At 56.5% G+C, this 19,632-nt stretch carries 23 protein-coding genes and 1 pseudogene; 6 read left to right on the top strand and 18 right to left on the bottom strand.

Annotation, left to right across the window (positions count from 1 at the left end; genetic code table 11):
- Nucleotides 1-2 precede the first annotated feature (2 nt).
- A complete protein-coding gene (gene fumC / locus GT756_RS00360) occupies nucleotides 3-1,403 on the top strand; it encodes a class II fumarate hydratase (protein ID WP_049004203.1) in 1,401 nt (466 codons plus the stop codon).
- Here fumC and tus read toward each other — a convergent pair.
- From tus to rstA, 4 genes are all read right to left on the bottom strand, one after another.
- Nucleotides 1,393-2,325 carry a DNA replication terminus site-binding protein gene (tus, locus tag GT756_RS00355; protein WP_017898702.1) on the bottom strand — a complete coding sequence of 311 codons (933 nt, stop codon included), beginning with the start codon at nucleotides 2,323-2,325 and terminating at the stop codon, nucleotides 1,393-1,395. The two genes, fumC and tus, sit on opposite strands and share 11 nt — an antisense overlap.
- A gap of 75 nt (nucleotides 2,326-2,400) precedes the next feature.
- Nucleotides 2,401-3,702, bottom strand: coding sequence for a two-component system sensor histidine kinase RstB (rstB, locus tag GT756_RS00350; RefSeq protein ID WP_049004202.1), 1,302 nt, complete (start codon nucleotides 3,700-3,702; stop codon nucleotides 2,401-2,403).
- A 263-nt stretch (nucleotides 3,703-3,965) separates the two neighbouring features.
- On the bottom strand, nucleotides 3,966-4,328 hold the full coding sequence (locus GT756_RS00345; RefSeq protein ID WP_004887058.1) for a hypothetical protein: 363 nt from the start codon (nucleotides 4,326-4,328) through the stop codon (nucleotides 3,966-3,968).
- Between the two features lie 232 nt (nucleotides 4,329-4,560).
- Nucleotides 4,561-5,277, bottom strand: a complete 717-nt coding sequence (rstA, locus tag GT756_RS00340) for a two-component system response regulator RstA (RefSeq protein WP_017898700.1) — start codon at nucleotides 5,275-5,277, stop codon at nucleotides 4,561-4,563.
- Between the two features lie 128 nt (nucleotides 5,278-5,405).
- On the opposite strand from rstA, the gene GT756_RS00335 reads away from it, so the two are divergent.
- Nucleotides 5,406-5,741 (top strand): GlpM family protein, encoded by a 336-nt coding sequence (locus GT756_RS00335; RefSeq protein ID WP_004887053.1) that lies wholly within the window; start codon nucleotides 5,406-5,408, stop codon nucleotides 5,739-5,741.
- Here the strand turns inward: GT756_RS00335 and folM are convergent.
- The 3 genes from folM to ydgH all read right to left on the bottom strand — a co-directional run bounded on the left by folM (nucleotide 5,738) and on the right by ydgH (nucleotide 9,007).
- Nucleotides 5,738-6,460, bottom strand: a complete 723-nt coding sequence (gene folM, locus GT756_RS00330) for a dihydromonapterin reductase (protein ID WP_004887050.1) — start codon at nucleotides 6,458-6,460, stop codon at nucleotides 5,738-5,740. The two genes, GT756_RS00335 and folM, sit on opposite strands and share 4 nt — an antisense overlap.
- Before the next feature lie 36 nt (nucleotides 6,461-6,496).
- Complete coding sequence (locus GT756_RS00325; RefSeq protein ID WP_108450472.1) at nucleotides 6,497-7,879, bottom strand: amino acid permease; 1,383 nt, start codon at nucleotides 7,877-7,879, stop codon at nucleotides 6,497-6,499.
- A gap of 177 nt (nucleotides 7,880-8,056) precedes the next feature.
- Nucleotides 8,057-9,007, bottom strand: a complete 951-nt coding sequence (ydgH, locus tag GT756_RS00320) for a DUF1471 family protein YdgH (RefSeq protein WP_004887044.1) — start codon at nucleotides 9,005-9,007, stop codon at nucleotides 8,057-8,059.
- Nucleotides 9,008-9,528: 521 nt separating this feature from the next.
- Here ydgH and pntA point away from each other — a divergent pair.
- From pntA to GT756_RS00305, 3 genes are all read left to right on the top strand, one after another.
- The gene (gene pntA, locus GT756_RS00315) at nucleotides 9,529-11,058 is read left to right on the top strand and encodes a Re/Si-specific NAD(P)(+) transhydrogenase subunit alpha (protein ID WP_023318147.1); all 1,530 of its coding nucleotides are present in this window, start codon (nucleotides 9,529-9,531) and stop codon (nucleotides 11,056-11,058) included.
- Nucleotides 11,059-11,068: 10 nt separating this feature from the next.
- Nucleotides 11,069-12,457, top strand: coding sequence for a Re/Si-specific NAD(P)(+) transhydrogenase subunit beta (pntB, locus tag GT756_RS00310; protein ID WP_004887040.1), 1,389 nt, complete (start codon nucleotides 11,069-11,071; stop codon nucleotides 12,455-12,457).
- 148 nt (nucleotides 12,458-12,605) lie between these two features.
- Nucleotides 12,606-12,794 (top strand): YdiH family protein, encoded by a 189-nt coding sequence (locus tag GT756_RS00305; protein WP_004887037.1) that lies wholly within the window; start codon nucleotides 12,606-12,608, stop codon nucleotides 12,792-12,794.
- A gap of 119 nt (nucleotides 12,795-12,913) precedes the next feature.
- On the opposite strand, the gene uspE is transcribed toward GT756_RS00305, so the two are convergent.
- The 3 genes from uspE to ogt all read right to left on the bottom strand — a co-directional run bounded on the left by uspE (nucleotide 12,914) and on the right by ogt (nucleotide 15,462).
- Nucleotides 12,914-13,861, bottom strand: coding sequence for a universal stress protein UspE (uspE, locus tag GT756_RS00300; protein ID WP_064187281.1), 948 nt, complete (start codon nucleotides 13,859-13,861; stop codon nucleotides 12,914-12,916).
- Between the two features lie 138 nt (nucleotides 13,862-13,999).
- Nucleotides 14,000-14,752, bottom strand: a complete 753-nt coding sequence (fnr, locus tag GT756_RS00295; protein WP_004887031.1) for a fumarate/nitrate reduction transcriptional regulator Fnr — start codon at nucleotides 14,750-14,752, stop codon at nucleotides 14,000-14,002.
- A gap of 194 nt (nucleotides 14,753-14,946) precedes the next feature.
- Entirely contained in the window at nucleotides 14,947-15,462 is a 516-nt protein-coding gene (ogt, locus tag GT756_RS00290; RefSeq protein ID WP_004887029.1) for a methylated-DNA--[protein]-cysteine S-methyltransferase, read from the bottom strand.
- A gap of 267 nt (nucleotides 15,463-15,729) precedes the next feature.
- On the opposite strand from ogt, the gene GT756_RS00285 reads away from it, so the two are divergent.
- On the top strand, nucleotides 15,730-15,888 hold the full coding sequence (locus GT756_RS00285; protein ID WP_032455956.1) for a hypothetical protein: 159 nt from the start codon (nucleotides 15,730-15,732) through the stop codon (nucleotides 15,886-15,888).
- Nucleotides 15,889-15,920: 32 nt separating this feature from the next.
- Here the strand turns inward: GT756_RS00285 and GT756_RS00280 are convergent.
- The 8 genes and pseudogenes from GT756_RS00280 to GT756_RS26070 form a co-directional block, all read right to left on the bottom strand.
- Nucleotides 15,921-16,423: pseudogene (locus tag GT756_RS00280) on the bottom strand (AbgT family transporter); the annotation flags it as partial.
- Nucleotides 16,424-16,499: 76 nt separating this feature from the next.
- Nucleotides 16,500-16,760 (bottom strand): pyocin activator PrtN family protein, encoded by a 261-nt coding sequence (locus GT756_RS00275; protein ID WP_016530209.1) that lies wholly within the window; start codon nucleotides 16,758-16,760, stop codon nucleotides 16,500-16,502.
- 391 nt (nucleotides 16,761-17,151) lie between these two features.
- On the bottom strand, nucleotides 17,152-17,901 hold the full coding sequence (locus tag GT756_RS00270) for a hypothetical protein (protein ID WP_160124497.1): 750 nt from the start codon (nucleotides 17,899-17,901) through the stop codon (nucleotides 17,152-17,154).
- On the bottom strand, nucleotides 17,894-18,256 hold the full coding sequence (locus GT756_RS00265) for a hypothetical protein (RefSeq protein WP_160124496.1): 363 nt from the start codon (nucleotides 18,254-18,256) through the stop codon (nucleotides 17,894-17,896). Before GT756_RS00265 ends, GT756_RS00270 begins: the two co-directional genes overlap by 8 nt.
- Complete coding sequence (locus GT756_RS00260) at nucleotides 18,253-18,477, bottom strand: hypothetical protein (RefSeq protein WP_160124495.1); 225 nt, start codon at nucleotides 18,475-18,477, stop codon at nucleotides 18,253-18,255. Before GT756_RS00260 ends, GT756_RS00265 begins: the two co-directional genes overlap by 4 nt.
- A gap of 231 nt (nucleotides 18,478-18,708) precedes the next feature.
- Nucleotides 18,709-18,930 (bottom strand): hypothetical protein, encoded by a 222-nt coding sequence (locus tag GT756_RS00255; RefSeq protein ID WP_123640128.1) that lies wholly within the window; start codon nucleotides 18,928-18,930, stop codon nucleotides 18,709-18,711.
- Between the two features lie 72 nt (nucleotides 18,931-19,002).
- Nucleotides 19,003-19,296, bottom strand: a complete 294-nt coding sequence (locus GT756_RS00250; RefSeq protein WP_160124494.1) for a host cell division inhibitory peptide Kil — start codon at nucleotides 19,294-19,296, stop codon at nucleotides 19,003-19,005.
- Nucleotides 19,289-19,399, bottom strand: coding sequence for a hypothetical protein (locus GT756_RS26070; protein ID WP_025714699.1), 111 nt, complete (start codon nucleotides 19,397-19,399; stop codon nucleotides 19,289-19,291). Before GT756_RS26070 ends, GT756_RS00250 begins: the two co-directional genes overlap by 8 nt.
- Nucleotides 19,400-19,632: the final 233 nt, after the last annotated feature.

Genomic DNA, 19,632 nt, shown 5'->3' with positions numbered 1-19,632 from the left:
TAATGACAACGCATCGCAGTGAAAAAGACTCGATGGGCGCCATCGACGTCCCGGCCGATAAACTCTGGGGCGCCCAGACCCAGCGTTCTCTGGAGCATTTCCGCATCTCGACCGAAAAAATGCCCGGAGAGCTGATATATGCCCTCGCGCTGACCAAGCGGGCGGCGGCGAAGGTCAATCAGGATCTTGGCCTGCTGACGCCGGAGAAAGCCGGGGCGATCGTCGCCGCCGCTGACGAAGTGCTGGCCGGAAAACACCCCCAGGAGTTTCCGCTGGCTATCTGGCAGACCGGTTCCGGCACCCAGAGCAATATGAATATGAACGAGGTGCTGGCCAACCGCGCCAGTGAACTGCTCGGCGGTGAGCGGGGGATGGCGCGAAAAATCCACCCCAATGACGATGTCAATAAAAGCCAAAGCTCGAATGATGTGTTCCCCACCGCTATGCACGTCGCGGCGCTGATTGCCCTGCGGGAAAAATTGCTCCCGCCGCTGCAGGCGCTGCGGGCCACGCTCAACGAAAAAGCGGTGGCCTTCAGAGATATCGTTAAGATCGGTCGCACCCATCTGCAGGACGCCACGCCGCTCACCTTAGGCCAGGAAATCTCCGGCTGGGTGGCGATGCTGGACCATAACCTGAAGCATCTTGACGCCAGCCAGCCGCATCTCGCCGAGCTGGCGCTGGGCGGGACGGCGGTGGGTACCGGGCTGAATACTCATCCGGAATATGCCGTGCGGGTGGCGGCCGAACTGGCCTCGCTCAGCGGACAGCCGTTTGTCACCGCGCCGAACAAATTCGAAGCGCTGGCCACCGTCGATGCCCTGGTCCATGCCCACGGCGCGCTGAAAGGTCTGGCGGCCTCGCTGATGAAAATCGCTAACGATGTCCGCTGGCTGGCCTCCGGGCCGCGCTGCGGGATTGGGGAAATCGCCATCCCGGAAAACGAGCCCGGGTCATCGATTATGCCCGGCAAAGTCAACCCGACGCAGTGCGAAGCCCTGACCATGGTCTGCTGCCAGGTGATGGGTAACGACGTGGCAGTGAATATCGGCGGCGCCTCGGGTAACTTCGAGCTCAACGTCTATCGGCCGATGGTCATTCACAACTTCCTGCAGTCGGTGCGTCTGCTGGCGGACGGCATGTCGAGCTTTAACGAGCACTGTGCGGTGGGGATTGAGCCGAATCGCGAGCGGATCAACCAGCTGCTCAACGAGTCGCTGATGCTGGTGACCGCGCTGAATACCCATATCGGCTATGATAAAGCGGCGGAGATCGCCAAAAAAGCGCACCATGAGGGGTTGACTCTGAAGGCCTCGGCGCTGGCGCTGGGCTACCTGACGGAAGCCGAATTCGACAGCTGGGTGCGCCCGGAGCTGATGGTCGGCAGCCTGGCTACTCGCTAGCCAGCCAGAGGTGCAGGCGAGGGATCAGTAATCTCAGCGACTGCGCCTCCGGTTTGTAGCGGTATTGCACGTTGTCGGCATCGTAGTTGAGCAATTCGCCAATATCCGGCACGCTGACCCCCTGGCTGCCGGATATCAGGGCGATCAGCGGGCTGGGGCAGGCGTACTGCACCTGTTTCTGCTCGCTGGCATACCAGACGCGGGCAATCGGCTGTACTTTCACCGGCCGTTTAATTTTCAGCCGCGCCCGCTGCGGCAGGGCGGCGATATCCTGATACTCCCTCTCCAGTTTGCTCTGCCACTGCTCGCGGGTCCAGGGCGGCACCGCCCGCGGCGATTGCAGGCTTTTCTCCAGCATCATCAACACCTGGTCGCGGGTCAGGTTTTTGATCACGTGCTTATTGGCCCAACCGAAGCGGATAGTGCTCGGGTCGAGAAGGGGCGTTAGCGTGCGATAGGCGCTGAGGGTAATTAATCCAGGCAAATGGCGATGCACCCACTCAAAGCGGGCGGTGGGGGGCAGGCCAGAGTCGACGGTGACGATTTTCTCGAAGGTGGCCTTAAGGGTGTTGATCTGCTGAATGCGCGCCAGCAGCGCCTGCTGTTCCGCGGCGGTGACCTGCAGGCAGATAGCACCCGGCAGGCGGACGGCGGCTTTGCTGCTGCGGGTTTCCGATTGCTGCTGGATAAACAGATGGCCATAGTGTCGCAGGGCGAGATCCAGCGCCGCCTCCCCGGTGTGCTGGACGACAGTAATGTTCGCCAGCGGGTCATGCTCGGCATCTTTACTGATTGCCGGCAGCTCAAACACCCGGCCCGCCAGCAGTCGACAGGTCGTTAACGCCTGGCGCAGCGCCTGCAGCTCCAGCTCGATCTGGCGAAAGGTATCATTCAGACGTTCAACGAGGTCGTAGCTGGCCATCGCATTCACCTTAGTTACAACATACTATTCGATTTTTACAGCATACCCAGCCCGCGGCCGCTGCGCAACTTTTATTCAGGCAGAGGTAAAATCGGGCAACTGATGATAGACCGGCCAGCTAAAACAGAAGCGGGCGCCGCCGAGAGGACTGGCCTCGCAACGAACCTCGCCCCCCATCGCCTGGGCGATACTGTGGACGATGGCCAGGCCGAGGCCGCAGCCTCCGGTCGCCCGATCGCGGCTGGGGTCAAGACGAACAAAAGGCTCGAACACCCGCTCGCGCTCCTCGGGGGCAATGCCCGGGCCGTCATCATCGACCTGCAACGACGCGCGGGAACCCTGCAGGGTCAGGCTGACCGCCACCCGCTGACTGCTGTAGCGCAGGGCGTTATTCACCAGATTATCCAGCACCCGCTCCATCAACCGCATATCCAGCGCGCCATAGTTGCCGCGGGTCAGCGTCGCCAGGCAGACCTCGCGCTGCGGGTTGACCATCTGGATATCCTCGACGTGGTCGCTGATCCAGGCGGGAAAATCGGGGGTGGTCAGGCTGAGCTCCGTCTGCGGGCGGTCGAGACGGGCGTAGGTCAGGAGCTCTTCAATGAGCGCCTCCAGTTGGCCGATATCACGGTTCAGCGCCTGCGATTCCGCCTCGGTGAGGTTTTCGCTCATCTCCAGACGGTAGCGCAGGCGCACCAGAGGCGTCCTGAGCTCATGGGCGATGCCGTCAATCAGTTGCTTTTTGCTGGCAATGAGGGCGTTAATGTTGTCGGCCATCTGGTTAAAGGCCACCCCGAGCCGCTCAAAGCTGGACATGCTGTCAAAATGAATACGCTCGCTGAGGTGGCCTTCGCCAAAGCGCTGGGCGGCGGTCTCAATGCGCAGCATGTCCTGCCAGTGCGGACGCATCCAGATAAACACCGGGAAGGCCAGCGAGATAGCGATAAACGCCATCAGCGCCACGTCCAGCAGGCGCATTTCATGCAGAAAATAGAGATAGGGTACCGGGCCCACGGATAACACATAGTGGCTGCGGGGGATGCGCTGGATAAAGGTGTACTGGTCGTCGAGCGCAACAATATCCCCAGCGCGCAGGTGCTGCATCGAGCTTTCCGACAATTTAAATTTGCTCATCGGCTCGATGTGCAGGTCGAACGACAGATTAAGGTCCAGCTCTTTAAGCGTCTTGCTCCAGTCGCGAGGCGGAATTTCCCGCAGCTCGCTGCGCATCAGATACAGTGAGCTTTTCATCAGATCGTCAAGCGACTGCCTTCCGGCGCGTTCAGCGGTAAATTTATAGACCAGGCCCACCAGCATGGTCATCACCAGAAAGCAGACGAAGAGCAGAAGATAGAACTGCACGAACAGCTTTTTCATTACATTACCGCATATTCAAAAAGAGAAACCTGCCGGCGCCCCGGACCATCTGCAGGGCAGGGCGAAAACGTCACGGATTTACCGGGGCGAGCCGAAGCCCGCGCGGGCATAACCGATACGCTATCAAAGCAGGGTTTATGCCCCCTGACAATAGCCAGCCGGGGGGAGCGACGTCGTTAAAAATGTGACAGTGTCACTCATTGCGGGCTTACGTCTGCATGAGGCCAGGATTGTGGCCAGCGTATTCTGCGCGCCGCTGGGCGCTACTCGCGATAGTAGGGTATATCCACCGGATAGAGGGTGGCCAGGCTCAGCAGCCGACAGCGCACCAGCTGTTCTGCTTCGGCATACCAGTAAGCAAATTCGCCGGTGGTCTGGTGGTAAATCATCTGATCAAGATTAGCAAACGGGATCACCAGCAGCGGCCCCTGGCGCACGTATCCGCCGCCGGTTTCGAAATGGTGATCTCCCCAGGATTGCTGGGTATGTTGATAGCGGTGAAGAAGCACCTTAATCTGCCCGCGCTGTGGACAGAGGAGCCGGATATCGGCGTTGTCGAGAGAAAAAGCCCAGCCAGAGAGTGACGTGAAGAGAGTAAGTGCCAAAAGTACAACGTATTTCATCATGCAAAAGTCCTGTGTTTTCAGGCTTTATGCCACTCTGATAACGCTAAGTCCTTGAGCACAATCATATTGAGGGGTTATGTGATGGGCTTCTGTACGGCGAAACATATTGATTTACTCAATATGACAAATGGGCGGCGGTCAGCCAGCGCGAAGGCGGCGGAAAAATGTGATGCGCTTGCCGCCGGGGAACAGGCGGTGAAACGGGCCCCTTTCAGGGCCGCAGACGGACCGCTCAGTTATCCCAGGCGTGGGGGGCGAAGAGGTAGCCTTTGTTGCGTACCGTCTTAATCCGGTAGGGTTCGGTGGCGTTATCGAGCAGTTTTTTGCGCAGGCGCGAGATAGCGACGTCAACGCTGCGATCCATCCCGTCGTAGGTGACGCCGCGTAAATTTTTCAGCAAGGCGTCGCGGTCCATAATCTGCCCGGCGTGGGTGGCCAGCTCCCACAGCAGGTCGAAATCGGCGGTGGACAGGGCGACGCTTTCTCCGCCGAGCAGCACCTGGCGGTTGACCGGGTCAATGGTCAGTGAGCCAAAGGAGATGGTCTTATGCGGGGTCAGCGTCGAAGGCGCGCCTGTACCCGCCGGGGCGATATGCTGGCGCAAATGCAGACGCAGTCGCGCCAGCAGCACCGCCGGCGGTGTGGTCTTCAGGATATAATCGCTGGCGCCCATCTCCAGGGAGAGGATATGGTTCATATCGCTGTCGAGCGAGGTCAGCAGAACAATCGGCCCTTGCCATTGCCCACGCAGATCGCGACAGAGGGTCATTCCGTCCTTGCCGGGCAGCATAATGTCCAGCAGCACGAGGTCCGGTTTCTCCCGCGCGATCACTTCCTCTGCGCGGTCGCCGCGAGGCTCGACCACCACCTCCATATCATGCTTGCCGAGATAGGCGGCGATCAGCGCTCCTACCTCAGGATCATCCTCAACAAAAACGATTTTATTCATGTCTATTGCACATCAGTAAAAGAAGTAACATACACCGCGGCTATTTTACCCGCCATTCCTGTTTTATAAACAGCGCTAATTCCGCTATGCTGCGCTAACTTGTTGATTCATTGTTAAGGCATAAGGACATGGGGCTGTTAATCAAAGGGCTGCTGGGCGCGCTGGTGGTGGTGCTGATTGGCGTGCTGGCGAAAACCAAAAACTACGCCATCGCCGGGCTTATTCCGCTGTTTCCCACCTTTGCGCTCATCGCCCACTATATTGTTGCCAGCGAGCGTGGTATTGAAGCCCTGCGCGCCACTATCGTGTTCGGCATGTGGTCGATCGTTCCCTATTTTATCTATCTGCTGTCGCTGTGGTACTTCACCGGCATCATGCGCCTGCCGTTAGCGCTGGCAGGCGCAGTGGGGTGCTGGGGGCTGTGTGCCTGGCTGTTGATTGTTGGCTGGAGCCGCTTCCACTAACGCAGAGGGCGACCGCCGTCGACGGCGTATGACCGGCCGGTCACGTAGCGGCTGGTAAACAGATAGTCGATAAGGTCGCTGATCTCTTTCTCGCCCGGGGCGATTTTCATCAGCGATTTATCCAGCGCCTGCTGACGATAGGCCTCGTCGTCACCTTCATTGAACATGATCAGCGACGGGGCTATAGCGTTGACTTTGATCTCCGGCGCCAGCTTGCGGGCGAAGGAGCGGGTCATGTTGTCCAGCGCGGCCTTGCTGGCGGCGTAGGCGATATGTTTATCGCTCCCGCGCTCCACCACGTAATCGGTGATATGGATAATGTCGCTGGCGGCATGGCCGTGACCGCGCAGGAGTTCTTCCAGCGCGTGGTTGAGCAGATAGGGGGCATGGACGTGGATCTGCATCATGCGGTTGATCACCGTGCTGAGCGGTACTCCCGGCTTCTCCGCCATCCAGTCACTGGCGTTGTGGATGATGGCCCGCAGGCCGCTGGTATGCGATTTAACCGCTTCGGCAAAGGTCAGAATGCCGTCATCGCTGCTGAAGTCGGCCTGCAGACAGAGAGCGCCTGCCTGGCGCAGGTCATCGATCGCCGGATAGGGCGTGCGATAGCTGACGATGACCGGCTGGTGTTGCTGCAGAAAATGGTGCGCCAGCGCGAGGCCGATGCGGCGGCCTCCTCCTGTGATCAGAACCGGGCGGGGCTGTAGTTCAGCCATGGGTATCTCCTTTGATTTAGGCGGCAGGGCGACCGCTTACCCCACCAGCATCCACGTTGCCGGCACAGCGGCAACCAGCAATAAACCAATTAGCGCCAATTCGCGGCGTTTGAGCGAACGATCGTGCTGGTGCGTACGCCGGGCGTACAAAAAGACCAGAAGACCCGGAGCGTAAAGTACCACCGACAACAGCAAATGCACAGGTCCCGACGCGTATAATAACCATAAGCCATAAATGCAGGCGCCGATACCCACCGCTTGATGCAGCGGACGCGTGGCGATTTTCAGCAAAAAGGCGCCGACCAGCAGATAGGGCACGAGGATCATCTCTGACGCAATAGTCAGCAGGGTGCCGTAGTCCGAACCGGTCAGCCAGATCAAAACCAGCGACGCCTGAACGCTGATATTGGTCAGCCACAGCGAAGCGGAGGGGGCGTTGTTGCGGTTCTGACGGGCGAACAGGCGCGGGAAGGCTTTGTGGGTGGCTGCGAGGTAAGGCACTTCGGCGGCCATGATGGTCCAGCTGAGATAGGCGCCGCACACCGACACAATAAGCCCGGCGGCAATCACAATTTCACCCCACGAGCCCATCAGTCTGACCATCAGTCCCGCCATCGACGGGTTGCGCATTTCGGCCAGTTCGCTACGCGGCACCACACCCAGCGACAGCAAGGTGACCAGCAGATACACCGCGAGGGCCGAAAGCACCGCTAGCAGCGTCGCGCGCCCAACGTCGCGCTTGTGACGCGCGCGTGCGGAGACCACGACCGCGCCTTCGACGCCGATGAACACCCACAGAGTGATCAGCATCGTGTTTTTAACCTGCTCCCACACCGGTACGTCCAGCGCCAGGCCGCTGAAATCGAGGCGGAACGTATCCAGCTGAAAGGCCAGGGCGGCGAGGGCGACAAACGCCCCCAGCGGCAACAGCTTGGCGAGGGTCGCGACCAGGTTAATCCCCGCCGCCGTCTGCACCCCACGCAGGACCAGAAAGTGGACTACCCACAGCAGAACTGAAGCGCCGACGATCGACTGCCAGGTGTTGCCATCGCCAAACAGGCGCAGCTCAGGGGTATCGGTGAAGAAACTGAGCGCCGAAAAGACGATCACCAGATAAGAGACATTGGCAATCACCGCGCACAGCCAGTAGCCCCACGCGGAACAGAAGCCGATCAGCTCGCCGAACCCTTCACGGGCGTAGGTGAAGATCCCGCCGTCGAGGTCGGGGCGAATACGGGTCAACAGCAGCATCGCGAAGGCGAGGAACAGGATCCCGACGCCGGTGATCGCCCAGCCGATGAGCAGAGCGGAAGGGCTGGCCACGGCCGCCATATTTTGCGGCAAACTGAATACGCCAGCGCCGAGCATTGAGCTAAGGACCAGGGCGGTCAGGGCGCTCAGGCCCAGTTTCTTTTCCATTGCATTCCCGAGGTGAAAATGGCTGTTCCAGAATATTTATTTTGCGAAATCGCATAAAAATGGAGGATTGCGCTAAGGCGCGGGATTTTACGGAGTGTCCGGGGGCCATGCAATGGCGGGGGATGAAAAAAAATGAAAAGGCGGCGATGCGCCGCCTTTTTAGCCAGTCAGCAGCGATTATTTGTACAAATCGGCGCTGATGGTGATGTTGCCGCCGCGTTCCTGCCACTGGCGGGTAATGTGGTAGTACTTCGCCCCTTTCTTCGCCGCGCGTTTCGCCGTCTGATAAGAGATTTCCGTCATGTTGCCATAGTTGCCGGTGAACTTGATGTTATCGAACGGCACCATTTGCGCCGCGGTCACTTTGTTCACTTCTTCAACTTTGGTGCCGTCCGGCAGCGTGACAGTGTAACGCCCGCCTTTCGACGACTGGGTCTCGAAGAAACGACCTACACCGGTGCCGGAGCCAACCGCCGCGGTGGTGGCGACGCCCGGGATTTCGACGTTTTTCGCCGCTTCGCCGCCTTTGGCCAACGCCGCGCGGCCGGCTTCAGAATCAGCCGGGATAGCGTCCGGGCTCTGCAGAACGCGTTTCTCCGCATCTTTTTTGTAGATATAGGCGGTAATGCGCTGGTTGCCGCCCTGGTTGGCGTCCACCTGGCGGACGATGAAGAACGCATAGGCGCCTTTCGCTTTGGCCGCTTTGGTGATGGCGTCGTTCACTTCCGGCTGACTGCGATAGAAGCCCTGGACGGTGACGGTGTCGTAAGGCATCAGCTCAACGGCCTGATCTTTCGGCAGCTCCATCACGCCATTGATGATGCGATTTTTCGGCGCATCCGCTTTCGGCGCGTCGTCTTTATAGAGGTCAGCCGTGACGCGCCAGTTGCCGCCATTGCCGTAATCCGACGTGTCGACAACATAGAATGAGGCCGCGCCGTCTTTGTCAGCTTTGCGCGATACCGCTTGCACCGCGTCGCCAATGGCATTAAACCGGCCTGTGACGACAACGCGATCGTAGGGCTTCAGCGCAGCCGCCTGCTCCGGGGTCAACTCGGTCGCTGCGTGGGCAGACAACGTGGCGGTTGTCAGGAGAGCAGACGCCAGGAGGGTGTTTTTAAGCTTCATAAAAATAATCCTTTGCCTTGCGCAAACCATATACTGGTGTTGTTGTTGACTGAAAACGTTTGATTATTGCATTTAATCGCCGTGACTGTCTGCGTCATTTTTTGCTTGCCGCCCGAATCGTATACGACGGAAAGATAACATTTTTCGATATGTTGAAAAAACAGCCGCTTGACCAGCAAAAACGATAATCGATACCACTTTTATTAGTTAATGTAATGTTAATACAATGATCTCAATGGCGATAAATGGCGTTTTATACCACTGGATAAGCGGATTATCAGGCCTGAAAGGCAAATTCAGGTAAATATTGCTGCCCGGAACCATCTGTGCTGACAATAAGCAATAAAATCAAAATTTCTGTTTTATCGCTGTAGATCACAATCGCTATTTTCAGTAGGTTATAAAAAGTTTGTTACTGTTTCATTTTGCAGACAGCGAAAGACGGCGAGGACGATTTTGCCGTCCTGTCGTTGTTGGTCAGAAAAGTAAACCATCATCAAAAACCGATGGAAGGGAAAACTATGCGTATTGGTGTACCACAAGAAAGGCTAGCCCAGGAGACCCGGGCCGCCGCCACGCCGAAGACCGTTGAGCAGTTGCTCAAACTCGGCTTTAGCGTCGCGGTAGAAAGCGGCGCCGGGAAGCTGGCCAGCTTTGACGATGAGGCCTTCGCCCAGGCGGGGGCTGAGATCGTGACCGGCGACGAGGTGTGGCAGTCTGATGTCATCCTCAAGGTCAATGCTCCGAATGACGATGAAATTGCCCTGTTGAATCCAGGAACCACGCTGATTAGTTTTATCTGGCCGGCGCAAAATCCGCAGCTGATGGAAAAACTGGCGGCCCGCAATATCAACGTGATGGCGATGGATTCGGTGCCGCGTATCTCCCGCGCCCAGTCGCTGGATGCGCTCAGCTCAATGGCCAATATCGCCGGGTACCGCGCTATCGTTGAAGCGGCCCATGAATTCGGCCGTTTCTTTACCGGGCAGATTACCGCGGCAGGCAAAGTTCCGCCCGCCAAGGTGATGGTTATCGGTGCCGGGGTGGCCGGTCTGGCGGCGATTGGCGCCGCCAACAGCCTGGGGGCGATTGTTCGCGCCTTCGATACCCGTCCGGAAGTGAAGGAGCAGGTGCAGAGTATGGGCGCCGAATTCCTCGAACTGGATTTTAAAGAGGAAGCGGGCAGCGGCGACGGCTATGCCAAGGTGATGTCCGAGGCCTTTATTCAGGCCGAAATGGCGCTATTCGCCGCCCAGGCGAAAGAGGTCGATATTATCGTCACCACGGCGTTAATTCCGGGCAAGCCGGCGCCGAAGCTGATCACCCGGGAAATGGTTGACGCCATGAAGTCGGGCAGCGTGGTGGTCGATCTCGCCTCGCAAAACGGCGGCAACTGCGAGTACACCGTGCCGGGCGAAGTGGTGACCACCGCCAACGGCGTGAAAATTATCGGTTATACCGACCTGCCAGGCCGTCTGCCGACCCAGTCCTCCCAGCTCTACGGCACCAACCTGGTGAACCTGCTGAAGCTGCTGTGCAAAGAGAAAGACGGCAATATCGTCATCGATTTCGATGACGTGGTGGTGCGCGGCGTGACCGTGGTGCGTGAAGGCGAAATCACCTGGCCGGCGCCGCCGATTCAGGTCTCCGCTCAGCCGCAGGCCGCGGCGAAAAAAGTGGAAGCGCCGAAAGAAGAGGTGAAACCGGCGTCGCCGTGGCGCAAATATGCGCTGATAGCGCTGGCGATTATTCTCTTCGGCTGGCTGGCCAACGTGGCGCCTAAAGAGTTCCTCGGCCATTTCACTGTCTTCGCGCTGGCCTGCGTGGTGGGTTACTACGTGGTATGGAATGTCTCCCATGCGCTGCATACGCCGCTGATGTCGGTGACGAACGCCATTTCGGGCATTATCGTGGTTGGCGCGTTGCTGCAGATAGGCCACGGCGGCTGGGTCAGCTTCCTGAGCTTTATCGCGGTACTGATCGCCAGCATTAATATTTTCGGTGGTTTTACCGTGACTCAGCGCATGCTGAAAATGTTTCGCAAAGGATAAGGGGTAGCACATGTCTGGTGGATTAGTTACAGCTGCATACATTGTTGCTGCAATCCTGTTTATTTTCAGCCTGGCGGGTCTGTCGAAACACGAAACCTCGCAGCAGGGCAACTATTTCGGCATCGCCGGGATGGCCATCGCCCTGATCGCCACTATTCTGGGTCCGGACGCCGGCAACGTCGGCTGGATTATCCTCGCGATGGTGATCGGTGGGGCAATCGGTATTCGTCTGGCGAAGAAGGTCGAAATGACCGAGATGCCGGAGCTGGTGGCCATCCTGCACAGCTTCGTGGGCCTGGCGGCGGTGCTGGTAGGGTTTAACAGCTACCTGCAGCATGAAACCGGCATGGAGCAGATTCTGGTCAATATCCATTTGACCGAAGTGTTCCTCGGCATCTTCATCGGCGCGGTGACCTTCACCGGTTCGGTAGTGGCGTTTGGTAAACTGCGCGGCAAGATCTCCTCCAAACCGCTGATGCTGCCTAATCGCCATAAGCTTAACCTGGCGGCGCTGGTGGTTTCCTTCATCCTGATGGTGATTTTTGTGCGCTCCGATAGCACCGGCACCCAGGTCCTGTGCCTGCTGGTGATGACCGCGATCGCGCTGGCCTTCGGCTGGCACCTGGTGGCCTCCATCGGCGGCGCGGACATGCCGGTGGTGGTCTCGATGCTCAACTCCTACTCGGGCTGGGCGGCGGCGGCGGCGGGCTTTATGCTGAGCAATGACCTGCTGATCGTCACCGGCGCGCTGGTGGGCTCTTCCGGCGCCATCCTCTCTTACATTATGTGTAAGGCGATGAACCGCTCCTTTATCAGCGTGATCGCCGGCGGCTTCGGCACCGATGGTTCCTCCAGCGGCGGCGATGAAGAAGTGGGCGAGCACCGTGAAATTAGCGCCGAAGAGACGGCGGAGATGCTGAAAAATTCGCACTCGGTCATCATCACCCCGGGCTATGGTATGGCGGTGGCCCAGGCGCAGTATCCGGTGGCAGAAATTACCGAGAAGCTGCGGGCGCGCGGCATTAAGGTGCGCTTTGGCATTCACCCGGTCGCCGGCCGTCTACCGGGACATATGAACGTCCTGCTGGCGGAGGCTAAAGTGCCTTACGACATCGTGCTGGAGATGGATGAGATCAACGATGATTTCAGCGATACCGACACCGTGCTGGTCATCGGCGCTAACGATACCGTCAACCCGGCGGCGCAGGACGATCCGAAGAGCCCGATCGCCGGCATGCCGGTGCTTGAGGTGTGGAAAGCGCAGAACGTGGTGGTCTTTAAGCGTTCGATGAACACCGGTTACGCCGGCGTACAGAACCCGCTGTTCTTTAAAGAGAACACCCATATGCTGTTCGGTGATGCCAAAGCCAGCGTCGATGCGATCCTGAAAGCGCTGTAATGTAACATTATTGTTTTACAACGTTTGTTTATAAGCCGTCTCCTGTGAGACGGCTTTTTTATATGCACAAGGATGTCAGGGATTGTTCATAAAATAAGCGGTAAAAGGTGATATAATGTTCCGGTTCTTACATCAGACAGAGGATATTATGGATACCGAGTTAACCCCAACGCAGATGGCCATCGAATTCTTACGCCGCGACACCACCGTCATGACTCCAGCGCAGTATCTGAAAAAACTTAAACTGCTGGAACTGGAGTTTGCTGACCTGATGGCGCTCTCCTCGCTGGAGCTGAAAGAAGAGATCGATCTGGCCTGGCGTCTGGGTATCCACTGAGTCGTTCAGGGTCGCCATGCCATGACGGGGCCGCAAGCGGCCCTTTTTTGTGCCTGAGGGAAAGCGGGCAAAAAAATCCCCCGCGAGGCGGGGGATGATGAACGTTCCGGAAGGGAAGATTAATCGTCGTCGTCGTCCAGTTCCACCGGCGTCTGATAGGCCTCTGGTTTAAGCACCAGCAGATCGCAGCGCAGGTGGTCGACAACCTGCTCCGCGGTATTGCCAAGGAACGCCGCGGAGAGGCCGGTTCGTCCGACCGTACCCAGCACCACGATCCCCGCCTGCAGATGCTCGGCGAGATCCGGGATCACCTCCTCAGGCAACCCTTTTTCCACGTGGGTGAATTTCTCGTCAATGCCAAACTTCTGCCGCAGGGCTTTCATCGCCAGCAGATGCTGGCCGCGGATGGCGTCGTTGTAGACGCTGGGATCGAAATCCGGCAGCTCAATCGCGATATTGATCGGGGTGACCGGATAGGCGCCGATAAGGTGCACTTCAGTGTGGTTGACTTCTTCCGCCAGCGACAGGGTCTCGCGCACCAGCTTCTCGTTGAGGGTGTTGTGATAATTTTCTTCACTGGCCAGATTGACGGCGACCAGCGCTTTACCGCCTTCTGGCCATGGCTGGTCTTTCACCATCCAGACCGGGCAAGGGCACTTACGCAGCAGATGCCAGTCGGTCGGGGTGAAGATCACCGCTTCCAGCTTGTCGTGTTGGTGGGCCATCTTCAGCAGCAGGTCGTGTTTCTCACTGATCACTTCCTGAATAATGGCTTCGAAGGGGCGGTTGTGCCACACCACCTTCACGTCAATCGGCACACCGGATTCAAGATAGAATTTCGCCTGCTCGCGGATCCAGGCCGTTCGTTGGGCAATGACGCCCTGACGCATCGCCGTCCGTTCATCCGGCGACAACAGGGTGGTCATTTCATAAGAAAAATCATAGATCGGCAAAAAGGCTTTGATGCGTCCACCAATCCGTTGGTGCAGGTACACCGCTCGCCTTAGTGCCGGCTGGTCGTCCTGGTTAGGATCGATTACTACCAGCATGCTCTGATACTTCGCCATACAGGGTCTCCTTACAACTGCAGCTACCGTCAGTTATTAAAAAGATAACCTATATGGATGAATTGAAACAGGGGAGGAGCCTGGTCAGATCAACAAATCTGAAAAAATTGCCGATCCTGACCAGGTGTTGCGCGGAGATTAAGCGACGTTACGCGCCTGACCGGCCAGCTGGGCCAGCAGGTCGCCGTTTTCAATGGTGATGTATTTGCCTTTCACCGCCAGCATGCCGCTCTTCTGGAAACGCCCCAGCAGACGGCTGATGGTTTCGACGGTGAGGCCGAGATAGTTGCCAATGTCGCCGCGGGTCATGGTCAGACGGAACTCACGGGGAGAGAAACCGCGCTGCGCGAAACGGCGGGACAGGTTATAGATAAACGCGGCCAGGCGCTCTTCGGCGTTCTTTTTGGAAAGCAGCAGGATCATATCCTGGTCGCCTTTGATCTCACCGCTCATCAGACGCATCATCTGCTGACGCAGATTCGGCATTTTTCCGGAAAGATCGTCGAGGGTTTCAAAGGGGATCTCGCATACCATCGACGTTTCCAGCGCCTGGGCGAAGCTCGGGTGCAGGCCGGTGCCGATGGCGTCAAAGCCCACCAGATCGCCCGCCAGGTGGAAGCCGGTAATCTGCTCATCGCCTTGCTCGGTGATGGTGTAGCTTTTGATGGTCCCGGAGCGAATGGCATACAACGATTTCAGCTCATCACCGGCTTTGAACAAGGTTTGACCTTTCTGGATGGGCTTTTTCCGCTCGATAATATTATCCAGCTGATCAAGCTCGTGCTCGTTCAGAGTAAAGGGGATGCAGAGCTGGCTGATACTGCAATCCTGACAATGGATAGCACAACCGCCAGACTGAATGCGTCGAATAATTCGCTTCTCAGGGATCATATGTCTGCTCAGGCCTTAATTGATATTGGTCAATTTTAACATCTTTTTGATGAGCAGGTAAGTCTTCAGGCTCTGAAACACGTAATATCAGCAGGGGAAATCAAAACAGGCTGATATCTGCTTGATTAAAAATAGATTATTCAGCCACATTTGATTGTAAAATTACCTGAAAATTCCAGAAAAGGCATTTTCAGTCAAAGCAACAGATAGCCCTCGTGGCGCAGAAGCCACTCTTTACGCTGCACGCCGCCGGCATAGCCGGTCATCGTACCGTTACGCCCGATGACCCGATGGCAAGGCACCACAATACTCACCGGGTTGGCGCCATTGGCGGCCCCCACCGCGCGCGCCGCGCCGGGACGACCGAGCGCTTCGGCCAGCTGACCGTAGTGCATCACCTGGCCGCAGGGGATATCGCGCAACGCCTGCCAGACCTGGCGCTGGAAAGGGGTGCCGGCGGTGGCGGTAGGCAGGGTCTCGATAACGGCCAGGTCGCCGGCAAAATAGTCGTTCAGCTTACTGCTGAGACCGCCCGGATTGCGGCAGTCGACGCGCTGATAGCCTTCCCGGCGATAGTGTACGTCGAGCAGGGTTTCCATCCGATCGCGGTGCTCGTCCCACTCGACGGCGCGTAAATTAAACTGTTCGTCGCAGAGTACCCACAGCGCCCCCAGCGGGGTATCCATTTTATCCTGCAGCAAGGTCAACATCGTTTCAGTCATCCACCATCGTACACGAGGGCCGCACGATACCACGCACCGGCGGCGGTCAACTATACTCCCAAAAGATAAACCCGTATCCCCGGCCGGCTTCCTGCGGCCTGTACGTTGATTTATTTTTGGATCGATCCTGGCGGGTTATCGGGCATGGTTTTTGCTACTTTTAAGCTGACGACGCCGGTCCTCCGCGCCGCTTTGCGCGCCCGGGAAGGTGCCACCGCGTCGTCGCGGCGCGGTTAATAACTCAGAGGTGGGGCTATGCAATATATACTGACTGGTGTAATCGTATTGATCTTCAGCGGCCTGGTTATCCACGGCCTCACGCTGTTGCTCGAACGCGGGTATCGCGCGCTTTTCGGCATCTTCGCCGGAGCCGCAGATGTCCCCCGTAAGGTCAAAATGAAGGTGCCGCGTTAAGAGTAAGCAGCCGTCCCTGGCGCTTCAACGGCTTAAGGGAGCCGCGGATAAATGCCAGGGCCGATGGGCAGTCCTGCCAGATACCAGCCCACCAGCAACAGCAGCCAGACGGCGAGAAAAATCAGCGGGTAAGGGAGCACCAGCGAGTAGTAAGTCCCGAGGCGGGCGTCGGGTCGGTAGCGCTGTAAAAAACCGAGAAACAGCGGTACAAACGGTGAAACCGGCGCCAGCGGCAGCACCGATGAATCGGCGATGCGAAACAGGATCTGCGCAAACGCCGGGTGGAAGCCCAGCAGCATAAACATCGGCACGAAGATCGGCGCCAGAATCGACCAGATGGCCGAGCCGCTGGCGATAAACATGCACAGAAAAGCCGACAGCAGCGCCAGACCGACAAACGCCGGGACGCCGTTCATGCCGGCGCTCTCCAGCAGGTCCGTCAGGCCAACGGCCATAAACTTGCCCATATTGCTCCAGTTGAACATGGTTGATATAAGTAGAATAATCATATGCTTATATCTCTATGGGGTTCTATTGGGGTGCTTGTTGATGCCAAAATAAAACCGGATACAGCATAATGGGCGGTATCCGGAATCTGAGTTACAGTATCACTAACTGCCACTTTTCATCTGTTCCAGGAGGTCGCGGCCTTTCTTCAACTGCGCATCAATGTGGTTAGCAAGGTCTTGAATATGGATCATGCGTGGTGCCTTTTGGCTCTCTGCCGCCCGGAAGGTTGGAATGGGTATCTCGCCCATAGCCGCGCGTTTTTCAGCTGTTGCCGGTTTCAGCCCAAAATACTTTTCGCACACCTGGCTGAGTGGAACCGTAGCAGACCCATATTCGGCCATTAACAAAAACATTGTATTCATTTTCACCTCACACCACTTTCAGGCCACGATAGTGGCACCAAGTCTCATACATCCGCTTAAGCTCTTCCCTGCATTGTTAGCCGCGACTGTCGGGCGGTTAATGATGGCAATCCCTACGCTCATGCTATGCCTGCCTTTTTAATTGGCCATGGGGCGTACTCACCCTGGGGAAGTTCGTCGGTCACATCGTGAGAAGCCCGTGAGCGAAACTTCTCGATGGTGACTGTGGGGTAATGCCGCCCAAACGAAACGGACGGGCTGTCATACTGGACGTGTGACCTGCTGAACCAGGTAACGGTACGGTCGTTCACCAGCGGACTGATAATGGTGCCAGCAGGGCGCGGCCGCTTTGCCCGGTATGTGTGGCCTACCTTGATTTCGAGTAAGTCGCTCATGCTGCACCGCCTTCAACGCGTTCAAACTCAATAACCCAAACCCAGGGGTTAGCATTCCAGCTTTCCTGCCCGTAGATCGATTGCCACAGGTAGGCAAAAGCATCTGTAGCATCAGGCTCTGGGTTGGCGCATCCGCATGGCTCAGGTTCCCCGCAATTAAGACAGCCACCGTCAATAATGCCTTCTGCTCGTGCGTCCTCTTCGCTGATAGTGTTCAGCCGTTCCACGCGCACGTCGGTGATTTCCAGCAGAATGCGGCTGGCCCAGCGCGGCATGTGGATGGATGGGCGCCATGCACCTTCGTACTGATAGTCTTTGGTATGGGGCTTCCAGTCGGCATCATCAGGAATAGACCACAGGCCGTAATTACCTGGTCTCTGCTCGCAGCTGGCACGGTAAATCCTCGCAGCTGAGCGTTCATCCGCTTTGCAAAGTTTTTCTTCCCAGTCGATACAGCATCCATCTTCGTTACCCAAGATTGCCCACGTCTCACGCACCCAGATACGGTCCCCAACGGCGCCAAACGGGCATGAGAAAAGCTTTGAACGCACATGGTTACCAGTAGCGTTAGATTCCGCCCAGTGGTATTTGCCAATGTCACTACGCTTGGTTGAGTCAGTGATAAGCAGCAAGCCAAGCTGGTTGGATTCCGGCTGCACCTTCATAACCCGCCTGGTCTGCGCCTTCCGACCGTCAAGAATGGCCTGCACCATTTCCCCGTTGAATATGATTCCGCGCTCAGTCATTTTTGGCCTCCATGTATGCTTCAGCATCAAACTTCTTGCCCTGATACCAACCACGACGCAGCCAGCGGCGGATGGTGCGCATAGCCTTTGCATCGCCACGAATCGGCTCCGGGAATCCACCGTATTTCACAGTTTTAGGCCCGCGCTCGCGGTCTGCCTGCTCCATGCCGCACTCAATAATTTCATTGCGGTAGAAAGCCATCCATTGTTTGCGATTGCAGACTGGGCAAGGAATATCCCCGCCGTTGTCCATCCCCATTTCATCACCGCTATCAGCATCCCAGAGGTAGCCATCGCAGCAAAGGCTATCCGGGTAATGCGCACCAAACTCATAACCTTGATATCCGCAGCTCATCGTGATGCCTCCGCTTTAATCGCTTTATACGCACGCAGTACGTGAGAGGTTTTACCGGTAATAATCGTTTTTAAAACAAAGAAACCGCTACGCTTAGCGCGAACCGAAGGAGCAAGAAATAGCGCCGTATCAACAACGCGGTTGTGAAGACGAAATTCAAAAACTGTGCTGGTAATCGTGGCGGTAGCAATTACACCTTTATCGTTAAATTCTATTTTCATGATTGAGCTTTCCTGTCTTTAAGTTGGTTGTATTTTTCATGGCTCATAACTTCCCAGCAGGTACCGTTATTGCGGGATAATAAGCGCCATTTTCTGCCAATCTTTAAACTTAAATTCCCGCATTTGATGCGGCATGGCTTTATGTTTCCTTTGCTATACAAGCTGAGGATTTGCGATGCCTTTTCGTTTACATGCGATGGAATACGGTTGGATGTGATTATCATCCGTCACCTACCAGCGCTTGTGGGCAAGGTGTCCTGGGCGTGACGGCAAGGTTTTACGAAACGAGGATGCGGCAGCGGATAGGGCGATTTTCTGCTTTTCTTTCTCGTTGCATACCGGGCAGAAATAAAAGTCTCTCCGATAAGCTCCCCTGCCAGATGGGCGATATTGCAGCTCATCGCGAGCAAAAGAACCGCCGCAACCATGACAGTGCAACTTTAATTCTTCCATTTATCTATCTCCGGTTAAATTTAATGTGTGTTAATACCTGCCAGTCAAGGCATTAAATAAAAGGTGCTGGTATTAGTAAGAAACTTGAGTGTTTATTTTGTAACGCGCATTGCCAGAATCTGCATTAACAGAAACCAAATCACCATACATGTCATAATTCAAAATAACATCGTTGAATTTCAGGGCTGAGAGAGATTCTTCGCGACCGCAAAACATGAAATCTTCTGCGTGCTTAGCTCCCTCATAAATATCTTTCATTGAGGAAAAAGCCTCTGACCACATTTCACTATTACCAATGAATTGCGCAATAGCCAGCTTGCTTTGTGCCGCTTTAAAAGCTGGGTTGCCATGCAGTAAATTAGCCATTGAATACCCCTTTGATATACATAATTTCGACAGCCAGCCCACTCCAGAAAACCAATCCGATGGCCAGCGCGATTAACAGGGAACGAATGCCGTTTTTGCTCATGAGACACCCCAGCAAAATTTGAAGCTAACCCATGCGACTGCAACCACAAGCAGAGCAACCTTTATGCAGAACCGGTGCCACGCAGGTACTTCATGTTCGCGGATCATTTGCCACCCTCACTGTCATGTGAATTTGAGTACCAACAGACCTTGCAATGCAGTGCCGGGTGCCTCCCGGTGATACCAGCCAGTTAACAACTGGTATCGGCAGCTTTCTTTCCACCCCACTTCGGG

This window comes from Klebsiella sp. Q2, from assembly GCF_009900705.1.
GTDB classification, from domain to species: Bacteria; Pseudomonadota; Gammaproteobacteria; order Enterobacterales; family Enterobacteriaceae; genus Klebsiella; species Klebsiella quasipneumoniae.
Note: the sequence above shows the minus strand (reverse complement) of the source record. Positions and strands in the feature narration are given on the sequence as shown.